We start from the raw sequence: 10747 nt of genomic DNA on the forward strand, positions 1-10747 counted from the left end.
ACGAACAGGTCGAGGTCGCCGTCGCCGTCCCAGTCCGCGGCCTCGACGCTGCCGACGGCAGACGTGGTTGCTGGCACCGCTCCTTCGGGCGCGGCCTCCAAGCCGCCGGCCCCGTCGTTCAGATACAGTCGGTCGCGCAACAGCGGGCTCGACGGCTCGAAGTCGGACCCGCCCGAGCCGACGTACAGATCGAGGTCGCCGTCGCCATCAGCGTCTAGGAAGGCGGCCGCGACGTCTTCCGACGCGGCGTCGGCCTCGAGGGCGGCGGGCGTCGAGAGCGTGAACCGACCGCCTCGTTGGAGCCACAACACGCCGGGCTGACCGGCGGCTCCTCCCAAGAACAGGTCTTCCAAGCCGTCGCCGTCGAGGTCGCCCACAGCCACGGCCGGGCCGTCGGCGGAACGGGGCCACGGCATCAAGAGCTCGCGGTCGTAATCGACGAACGTGTTCTCGCGGTGCGACCACTCGGGCGCGACCTCGGCCGTCACGTCGCGGAACAAGACCGGGCCGTCGTCCTCAACGCGGAGCGCGCGCGGGGTCGCATCGGCGTCGGCCTGTCGGAGCGTGACGCGGCCGGCGGAGACGTTCTGGAGCGCTTGCGTCTGCCCGTCCGGCCAGCGCACGACGACCGAGTCCGCGACCTCGACGTCACCCAGCCCGACGTGCAGCGCGGGGTCGACGCTCGACTGGAAGCCCCGCGTCGGGACGGCCTCGCGGACCTGGACCTCGCCGTCCGTCCAGACGGCCACCTTCGCCCCGATCCCGCCCGTGTTGCCGCCCTCGCCCTCGAGGACGACCGACAGCGCGCGGCGCCCCTGCTGGGCCGCGTGGTTGAGGTAGAAGCTGACCGGCGCGTTGACGTTGTTGACGACCACGTCCAAGTCGCCGTCCCCGTCGAAGTCGGCCGTGGCGGCGCCGTTCGAGAAGCCGGCTTGGTTCAGACCCCACTCGGGCGCACGCTCGAACGCGACGCTGTCGCCTCGGCCCACGTTGCGAAACGCGACGTTCTCGAGCGGCGTGGAGGGCATGATCTCCAACAGCTCGAGGTAGTCGACACCCTCGCCCGTCGCCATCGCGTTCTGGTTCTGCGTGTTGGCCAAGAACGCGATGTAGTCCTGGTCGGTGACGTCGCGCATCGTCCCGTTCGTCACGAACAAGTCGGCCCGTGCATCGAGGTCGAGGTCCGCGAACAGCGCCGACCAGCTCCAGTCCGTCGCGTCGACGCCAGCGATGGAGCCCATCTCGGAGAACGTGCCGTCGCCGTTGTTGCGCTGCAGCACGTTGCGCATGTACTGGTAGTGATACCCCTGGCCGGTCTTGGCGCGCGACAAGTTGTGGCCTTCGTAACTCGACGAGCTCTTGAGCCGGTCGTCGTCGTCCGGCAGCATGTCCACGGCGAACACCTCGGGCTGTCCGTCGCCGGTCAGGTCCGCCATGTCGGCGCCCATCGAGAACAGGCTCGTCGAGGGCATCGCGTCCTCGAGGACGTCCTCGAACGTGCCGTCACGGTTGTTGACGTAGAGGTAGTCGCGCTCGAAGAAGTCGTTCGAGACGAAGATGTCGAGCGCGCCGTCGTCGTTGATGTCACCCAAGGTCACGCCGAGCCCGAATGCGATCTCAGACCCCAAGATGCCGGCCGCTTCGCTGACGTCTTGGAAGCGAGGCGTCTCGCCCGGCTCCGCCACGTTCTGGTAGAGCTTGTCGCCGCCCGTCGGATGCCGCTCGTCGCGGATGTTGCGCAACCCGAACGACGCCACCGGCCGGAACGAGTTGTTGAGCACGTAGACGTCGAGGTCGCCGTCGCCGTCGTAGTCGAAGAACGCGGCGTGCGTCGACGTGCCGTCGTCGGCGAGTCCCCAGTCCTCGGCCACGTCTTGGAAGCGGGGGACGCCGTCCGGCCCCGGCCCCACGTTAAGGAACAGCTCGTTGGCCCGGTCCTCGCCGGCTGCCGTGCCCGCGTTCGAGATGTACACGTCGAGCAACCCGTCGGCGTCCACGTCAGCGATCGAGACGCCGGTGCTCCACGCCTTCGTGCCGCCCAGCCCGGCGGCCTCGGTCACGTCCTCGAAGCGGACCTCTCCGCCTTCTTCCGTCCGGTTCAGAAAGACCCGGTTCGGACCCATGTTCGCCGTCAGCACCAGGTCCGGCCGGCCGTCCCCATCGAGGTCGCCGACGCCCACCCCGCCGCCGTTGAAGAAGTTGCGGTAGGTGAACACGTTGAGCTCCTGCGTCTCCTCGATCCGGTTCTCGAACGCGAGACCGGTCACGTCGGCCTCGAGGGCGGTGAACAGCGTGTCGCTGTCCGAGCCGCCGCACCCTGCGAGGGCAGCGGCAGCGAGAAAGAGCACAGTCAGTCGCATAGATATGGTGCCAGCCGTTTCCATTCTCTACCCCAACGGCGTTTCGTAGCGCCGTAGCATGCTACGGCGTGTTCGACTTCGAGGCCGTCCGCCGAGCACGCAAGCCACGTCGTCAGAAGCCGGCCTCGAGGACGAGGAGCCGACCTCGAGGTCGGAACGACCGGTCTGAGATCATCGCTCTCGAGGACGACAGATCGCGACCTCGAGGACGCCACAAACGAAGAGCGCCCCGCCCGGTGAGGACGAGGCGCTCGAGGTCAAGCCGAAGCTGGACGGGTCCGGCTAGTAGCCCGGGTTCTGCTGGAGCAGTCCGTCCGACGCGTCGATCTGCGTCTGCGGGATCGCGAACAACACGCGGAACGGCTGGCTGACTCCGACGGCGCCCTCCTTGAACGACCACGAGTTGTTGGCACCCGTGAACCGGTCGTACCGGATCAGGTCCTGACGACGACGGGCCTCCTGGGTCAGCTCGTAGAGCCGCTCGTTGAGGATGTCGTCGAGCGTGATGCTCGTCAACGCATCCGGTGCGTCGTCGTCGCCGTCGCCGTCCACGTCGCCGGTGAGGCGAGCGCGAAGCGTGTTGACGTCAGCGAGTGCCGCGGCCGAGTTGCCCAAACGAAGGTTGGCCTCTGCCCGGATGAGGTACATCTCAGCCAGGCGGAAGTACGGGTAGTCGTTTCCGTGATTGCCGTTCACCTGGTCGTTGTCGACGGTGAACTTGTTGAACCGGACGCCGTGTCCCTCCGCCGCTCCACCACCGGCCGGCGTGACGCCGTTCGGGAAGTCGACCGTGAAGATGAGCGGGTCGCCCTGGCGGTTGTTGATCGGGTCGCCCGTGTTGTAGTTGATGGCCTGACCAACGGCGAAGATGCCGCGACGCGGGTCGTCCTCGTCGAAGGCCCCATAGGTCTCTTCGATCGTGGCGAAGCCGTTCCAGCCACCACCCGCGAACGAGTTGTAGTGGAACGTCCGCATCGGGAAGCTCATTCCGAACCCGTCCTCAGCCAGGTGCTGGACCACGAAGATGTGCTCCGGGTTGTCGCGGTTGGTCGGCGTGAACTGGTTGAGCCATGCCGCCGTACCCTGGTTGAGCGAGTACGGACCATTGATGACCTCAGTCGCTTTGTCGATCGCTTCCTGGTAGCGAGCCGTACCTCGCACGACACCGCCGGCCGTCACCGAGCCACTAAAGACCTCGGCGTTGAGGTAGATGTTGGCCAACATGGCGTCTACCGCACCCTGCGACATCCGGCCGCCGTTGCCGGCACCGGCCACAGGAAGGGCCGTCCGAACAGCTTCGAGCTCGCTCACGACGAAGTTGTACACCGTCTCGCGGCTCTCTGTCTGCGGGAGGTTGTCGGGATCGACGCGGAACTCACCTTCTTCGTCACCGATGATCGGGACGTTTCCGAAGAGGTCCATGAGCGTGTAGTAGTAGAACGCACGCAGCGCCCGGATCTCAGCGATCAGCCCATCCTTGTTCGGGACCTCAATCGTCTCGAGGTCTGAGAGCAAGCTGTTCGCCCGGGCGATACCGGCGTACGACACGTTCCACGCACCGTTAATGAACCCGAGCTGCGGGGTCCAGCTGTGCTGGTGGAGCGACAGCCAGTCGCCGCCGTCGAACCAGTCACCGCCGCGCGTCGGGACAATCGTCTCGTCAGACGAGACCTGACTCATATTGTGGTATTCCCACAACGTCGCGCGGAGTTGGGAGTAGACCGGCGACAAAGCCGCGATGACCTCGGTGTCGGTCTGGTAGAAGTTCTCCGGGGTCACGGAGCTGAACGGATCGACGGAGAGGTCGGTGCACGCCCCGAGCCCGAGGGCTGGCACGAGCATCGCCGCTAGCGCGACCGCCCGATTTCGCTTAGAAAGTCGAATCATGGGTTGTTGTAGCAGGGGTGCGACCTCGAGGTCGCACCCGGTGATCGAAAGCCAGGGGGTTAGAGACCGAGGTTGACGCCGACGGTGAACGTCCGTGCCCGGGGGTACGGTAGGTAGTCCACGCCGATAGAAGAGATCCCGTCGGCCGACGCGTTCGTGTTGACCTCGGGGTCGAGACCGGTGTAAGGCGTCACGACGAACAGGTTGTTCGCCGTCACAAAGACGCGCGCGTTCTGGACCTGGGGGAGGACCGAGCCCAGCCGGTAGTCGAGCGTGAGCTGATCCAGGCGGAAGAACGAGGCGTCCTCGATGAAGCGAGAGGAGTACACAGCGGCAGCGCCGACGTCCTCCGTCCCGTAGAACTCGTCACCGAGATCCAGGATGTTTCGACTGCCTGCGACAGCGCGGTTGCCGTAGACGAGAGCGGTGTTGTTGAACAGCTCACGGCCTTGCTCGCCGCGGAAGAACGCCCGGATGCCGAAGTCTCCGACCGTCGCGTTCAGGCGGATGCCGTAACCGAAGTCGGGACGCGGGTCACCGATGTTGACACGGTCGTCGTCGCTGGGCGCCGTCGTCGTGCCGACGAGCTCGCGCTCGAGCGGCCCGATGATGCCGTCGCCATCGAGGTCGCGGGCCTCGTAGTCGTTGTAGACCGCGGCACCGTTCTCGAAGTCACCCGTGAACTCGAACCCGTAGAAGATCGGGAAGGTCTGACCGGGAGTCAGAAGCAGCGAGTTCACACCCGTCTGTCCTTCACCCGACACACCTCCGGTGAAGAGCTGCTGGGCGCCGCCCAGGTCCAGGACCTCGTTCTCGTTCGTGTTGAACGTCAGGCCGAGCGAGAACGACGCGTTGTCCGTCTCGAACAGGAGGGCGTCGAGCGTGACGTCGACGCCCGTGTTACGGAGCGAGCCCACGTTCTGGACCTGGCTCGCGACGACCGATGCGAGCACCGGAACGTTGAGGAGGAGGTCGTTGGTCGTGTTCCGGTAGAACTCGACTGACCCGTAGACTCGGTCGCTCAGGACGCGGTAATCGAGGCCGACGGTGAACTCCTCCTTCTCCTCCCACTGGAGGTCCGGGTTCTCGAGCTGCGTCGGAGCGTAACCCGGAACCGGGATGCCGTTCAGGACAGCCGAGTTGGCCGGGTTCGCGCCGAGCAACGGCAGGTAGAGGTAGTCACCGATGCCCTGGTTACCCACGACGCCGTAGCCGGCTCGCAAGCGGAGATCAGTAACGGCCCTGCCACCGTCGAAGAACGGCTCCTCGGAGATGCGCCACGCGCCCGAGACGGCTGGGAACAGTGCGTACCGGTTGTCCTCCGAGAACCGCGACGACCCGTCGTACCGGACCGAGCCGGTGAGGTAGTAGCGCTGGGCGTAGTTGTAGTTGGCGCGCGAGAAGAACGACGCGAGCAGGTTCTCACCGCGGAACGAGAAGGTACCCGGTCCCGCGTTGTTGCCGTTGACCACGATCGAGCCGGACTGGAGGAGGTTGTCCTCGGTCACGTCCGTCACAAAGCCCGTCGCTTGAACCGACGTCTCGCTGATGTTGAACTCCTGGTACTCGTAGCCGCCGAGGACGTCGAAGCTGTTCTGACCGGAGCCGGTGGCGTAGGTGAGGTAGGTCGAGAGCGTCTGCGAGGTCCGCTCGAGCGTCCGGCGGTAGCCGGAACCACCATTGGTCGTCGAGGTAACGAACTCCTCGCCGATCGGGCTCGAGCCCGAGATGAACGAGCGGCGCGTGCCGACCGAGCGATCACCGCCCACGTTGAGCGACGCCGTTAAGCCCTCGACGACCTCGAGTTCGGCGGAGATGTTGCCCAACGTGCGGACGGTCCGGGCGGTCTCATCGACCTGGTCCAAGAGTGCGACCGGGTTGCGGAACGACCGCTGACCAGGGACCTCATAGAATCCGTCGTTGGCCGTGTCCAGGAAGACGGGCGCGACGGGCCGGTACTGGATGGCGTTCTGAAACAGTCCGCCCTCGAAGCCACCGGTGTCGTTGATCGGAGCGAAGTCGTCGTCTGTCAACGCGCTCGTCAGGTTGAGGCCCAAGCGGAGGCGGTTGTCGAAGAACTGGTTGCTCGCGTTGAGCCGGGCCGTGACACGCTCGAGACCGGTCGAGGTCACGATGCCGTCCTGGTTGAGGTAGCTCAGGGAGGCCCGGTACTGCGAGTTCGACGTCCCGCCGCCGAACGACAAGTTGTGCGACTGGCTCGGAGCCGTATCGAAGATCTCCCCGATAAAGTCGGAGTTGACCGTGTTCGCGTCGATCCCGAAGCCGGGACTCGTGACGCCGTTCGAGAACTGCCCTGGGTTGGCTGCGATGAACGCTCGGTACTCGTCGCCGGAGAACACGTCGTAGGTCTCAACAGCAGAGGAGACTGAGAACGTGCCCTCGTAGTCGACGTTGACGCGGCCCTCGGCCCCGTCCTTGGTCGTGATCAGAACGACGCCGTTCGCGCCGCGCGAGCCGTAGATGGCCGTCGCGGATGCGTCCTTCAAGACCGAGATCGACGCGATGTCGTTCGGGTTGAGGAGCGTGAGCGGGTTACGGGCCGGACCGTTCGAGGTCTGACCGGCGCCACCGGGCGTCACGTTGTCGTTCGAGATCGGGATGCCGTCGATGACGTAGAGCGGCTCGTTCGAGGCCGTGATGGACGTGCCACCGCGGATCCGGACAGACACGTTGGCACCGGGCTCGCCGGACGCCTCGATCACCTGGACGCCCGCGACGCGGCCCTCGAGGAAGTCGGTGGGCGCCGTGACCAGGCCCTCGTTCGCTTCGTCCACGTCGACGGTCCCGACGGACGCGGTGACGTCACCGCGGCGCTGGGTGCCGTACCCGACCACGACGACGTCGTCCAAGATGTTGGAGTCCTCCTGGAGCTGGACGTCGATGAGAGAGCGCGTGCCGACGGTCTCCTCGAGCGTGACGTAGCCGAGGAAGCGGTACACGAGCACGTCCTCCGGCCCATCGACGTCGATGGAGTACTCGCCGTCGATGTTGGTCGCCGCGCCCCGAGTCGTCCCGGAGATGGTGATGTTGACAAACGGGAGCGGGTCGCCAGAAGTAGCGTCAGTGACCGTTCCCGTGACCGTTCGCTCTTGGGCGAAGGCGGGGGAGGCACCGAGCGCCAACAGGAGAACCGCGAGCCCGAGAAGGGTAGCGTTCCGACTCATCAGGTTGAGGGTGTGTGTGTGGAGTCCAGACGGAGCGCTCGCCGCAGGCCCATTGCTCGGCTCGGAAGCGCTATCAGGCATTCATGTTACGAGACCGTGACGGCCTGTGCAAACGCTTACATGGGCTTTCCCAAGCCCCCTACGATGACAACGTTTGCACTGCTTCTCGCGCCCGAGAGGCCTCCCGCCCCGGAAGCGCTTCCAACAAATATCCCTCCGTACCGGGTTAGCCGAGCGAACGGTTTGACCTTAGAGATAGAGGGCGCTGAGGCCGGAGCCGAGCCGGCTGGCTCTCTCGACCCTCAGGGCCGATTCGCTACTGAGCGACGGGCTGGTGGCTGTGTCGGCTGGAGGCCGGATCAGTCGTACGTCGTGATGACGACGACCCCGTTGGCACCACGCGATCCGTACATCGCTGTGTCGCTCGCGTTCTTCAGCACCCGGATGCTCTCGACGTCGTTCGGGTTCAAGCCGTCGAGGGCGCCGCTCGTCCCGAGAGGGATTGCCAGGCCGTCGATGATGAACAGCGGGTCGGAGTTGCTGGTGTTGGAAAACGTCTCGTTGCCCCGAATGCGGATGACGAGGCTCCCGCCCTCCTCCCGAACCTGGACGCCGGCGATCTGTCCGCGAAGCATGTCCTCGATGCGTGCGAGGGAGCGCCGTTCGATCTCGTCGCCCTCGAGGACGTTCGGGTCCGAGACGTGGCGGGCTCCGTTCCCGGCCCCACACCCCGCCAGGACAGGAGCGACCACGACAACGAGGAGGAGAAGGGGGCGCAGCATGTGAACCAGGGGTCGAGTTGGATCAATGTAAACGGGCCGTCTCGCTCCGCAAGGGAGAGCGACATGCCACGTCACGAAGCGGCCCCCTCGCCGACACGTCCTCGAAGCCGGTCGGGAGTCCACGAACGGCCAGCTCCGCTCAGGAGCCTGCGTCCTCGAGGACGCGGTGCCGGCCGGCCTCAAGGGCGGCCACCGTCTGCTCCGTTCCTGACGGCCATCGGATTCGGACGTCGGCCGCCGTGGCAGCACCGAGCGGGACGTCGAGGGCGAGCGTACCCGCACCGAAGCTCCCGCCGGTCCCGACGGTCCGGTGGATCACGCGGTCGCTACCGACCGGACGGACCTCGATGTGGGCGCCGATGGCGGACCGGCTCGAGGCCACGCCCTCGAGAACGAGCGACAGCCAGCGCCCGCCGACGGGGCTCTCAAACAAGACGTTGCGCGCCCGGTCGCCCTCGACGGCGCCGCCCATGACCTGGTAGACGTCTTCGTCGCCGTCGCCGTCCGCGTCGAGGGTGGCGATGGCGTGGCCCTTTTGGAGATGTCCCAGTCCCGACGACAACGTGACGTCTTGGAAGCGGGGCTCGCCCAGCTCGCTCCGGTTCACGAACGCTCGGTTGGGGATAAGGGAGCGCAGGTCAGGAGCGCCGGTGCCCACGTAGATGTCGAGGCGGCCGTCGCCATCGAGGTCGAGCAGGCCCAGGCCCATTCCGAACAGGGGCCGGTCCAGACCGGCGGCGGCGCTCACGTCCCGGAACGTGCCGTCGCCGTTGTTGAGGTAGAGCCGCGTCGTCTCGGCGTCGGACGCGAGGCCGAGGGCTTCGCGGGCCGCGCCCTCGGCGGTTCGGAAAAAGTGCCGGACGTCGTAGCTCACCACCAGCAGATCGTCACGGCCGTCGCCGTCGGCATCGAACCAGACGACGGGGAAGCTAAAGTCCGGCCCTTGGACGCCGGCCCCTTGCGCGCCCTCGACGAACCGCGGCGTGCCGCCGTCGCTCCGGTTGAGGTAGAGCCGGTTGGCGCCGCCCAGGACGGAGACGTAGAGGTCGGGCCGACCGTCGCCCTCGACGTCGCCCCAGGCGACGCCCTTGACGAAGGCCTCGAGGTCGATGCCGGCCTCGAGCGCGGCCGATCGGAACTGGGGGACGCCGTCCCTGAGCCCGTCGTTCAGGTACAGCTCGGAGCGGTGAACCGCCGACGCGTCGGTCTCGCCCAGGGCGTCGGGGTAGGCGCCGCCGCTCTCGTTGCCGACAAACAGGTCGAGGTCGCCGTCGAGGTCGACGTCGGCCCAGGCCGCCGTCTGGGTCGGGTGCTCGGCGCCGAGCCCGGCCGCGTAGGTCACGTCCTCGAAGCGGACCGGCCCACCGGGCTCTGTGACGTTGAGCAGGAGTGAGTTCGGCCAGGACCCGACGGCCCCGAACCAACCGCCGCGCAAGACCAAAACGTCGGCGTCCCCGTCGTTGTCGACGTCGGCGTGGACGGTGTTGAGGCCTCCGGTCAGGCCCCCAAGCCCGGCCTCGGCGGTGCGGTCGGTGAACTGTCCGCCGTCGTTCTCGAGGTACCGGATCGGATCGGCGAGCCCGTAGCTGGTCACGAGCAGGTCGGCGTCGCCGTCGCCGTCGAAGTCCTCGGCCGAGACGCCCCCAGAGATCCCGTCGAGGGCGGCGGCGCGGCTGGGCGCCGTGTTGGTCCACGGCTCGAGCGCGTCGGCGTCCTCGAGGCCCGTGATCCGGTAGGGCTCGGACACGCCGTCGGGGTAGGTTCCGAGCGCGTGGTGGGCCACGTTCAAGAGCCAGCGCGACGAGAGATCGGACGGGTCGGCCTCGAGGACGTCCTCGAGCGTGTCGACAGCGCGCTGGGCACCGTCGGGGTCGTCGTGGACGGCCGCGCCTCGGAACGGGAGCACGCAGACCTCGCCGGCGTGATGATTCGCCAGGCAGTTGGCCTGTTCGCCACGGCGGAGGTAGGCCGGTGCCAGGAGGTCCAGGATGGGGCGCGCGGCGGGCACGTCCTCGAGGTCGCGCGTGCCGAGGGCCGCGTCGGCGAGGTCGACCAGGTGGCGGATCGCGGCGTCGGTGTCGCCGGCGTTGAGCCGCTCGCGCGCGACGTCGAACCGGGCGCGCTGAAGATTGGAGCCGCTGTACCGCCCGAAGTCGGCCTCGAGGCGGTCGGCGCGGTCCGTGTTGAGGACGAAGTACGGCATCGGCGCCGCCTTCGCCTGGGCGACGCGGGCCGCCAGGGTGTCGGCCATCCGCTGCGTCCCGGACGCCGGACCGGGCTGGCAGCCGGCGCCGAACAGGCCGGTGAGAACGAGGACGACGAGGCGGCGACCGTGCATGGCTGGGGTCGGCCTCGAGGCCGGCAGATCTAGCGGAGCGGCAGGGTAATCTCGCGACGGACGTAGCCGGACCGGTCGGGCTCGCCTTCGAAGGCAACCTCGAGGACGAACGCGGGCTCGACGGGGTAGGCGCCTCCCGCCTCAAGGACGGACACGCCCGCCGGGACGGCGCCGAGACCCCGGTCGGTGTGGACG

5 protein-coding genes are annotated in these 10747 nt (G+C 67.3%); all 5 read right to left on the minus strand.

Annotated elements, in window-relative coordinates; genetic code table 11:
- A partial coding sequence (locus tag WBA11_RS01235; RefSeq protein WP_424518916.1) for a CRTAC1 family protein occupies positions 1-2360 on the minus strand: 2360 nt, incomplete at its 3' end.
- A gap of 282 nt (positions 2361-2642) precedes the next feature.
- Entirely contained in the window at positions 2643-4247 is a 1605-nt protein-coding gene (locus WBA11_RS01240; protein WP_424518917.1) for a RagB/SusD family nutrient uptake outer membrane protein, read from the minus strand.
- Positions 4248-4306: 59 nt separating this feature from the next.
- Positions 4307-7432: a SusC/RagA family TonB-linked outer membrane protein gene (locus WBA11_RS01245; protein WP_424518918.1), complete on the minus strand. Its 3126-nt coding sequence runs from the start codon at positions 7430-7432 to the stop codon at positions 4307-4309.
- A 359-nt stretch (positions 7433-7791) separates the two neighbouring features.
- Positions 7792-8214 (minus strand): TonB-dependent receptor plug domain-containing protein, encoded by a 423-nt coding sequence (locus WBA11_RS01250; protein ID WP_424518919.1) that lies wholly within the window; start codon positions 8212-8214, stop codon positions 7792-7794.
- Between the two features lie 139 nt (positions 8215-8353).
- Positions 8354-10552, minus strand: a complete 2199-nt coding sequence (locus WBA11_RS01255; RefSeq protein WP_424518920.1) for a CRTAC1 family protein — start codon at positions 10550-10552, stop codon at positions 8354-8356.
- Positions 10553-10747 lie beyond the last annotated feature (195 nt).

The organism is Rubrivirga sp. (genome assembly GCF_049648075.1).
Taxonomy (GTDB): Bacteria; Bacteroidota; Rhodothermia; order Rhodothermales; family Rubricoccaceae; genus Rubrivirga.

Excerpts from the sequence above, each read along its gene's own strand:
- WBA11_RS01240 (WP_424518917.1), bottom strand. The coding sequence starts at position 4,247 with ATGATTCGACTTTCTAAGCGAAATCGGGCGGTCGCGCTAGCGGCGATG.
- WBA11_RS01245 (WP_424518918.1), bottom strand. The coding sequence starts at position 7,432 with ATGAGTCGGAACGCTACCCTTCTCGGGCTCGCGGTTCTCCTGTTGGCG.
- WBA11_RS01250 (WP_424518919.1), bottom strand. The coding sequence starts at position 8,214 with ATGCTGCGCCCCCTTCTCCTCCTCGTTGTCGTGGTCGCTCCTGTCCTG.
- WBA11_RS01255 (WP_424518920.1), bottom strand. The coding sequence starts at position 10,552 with ATGCACGGTCGCCGCCTCGTCGTCCTCGTTCTCACCGGCCTGTTCGGC.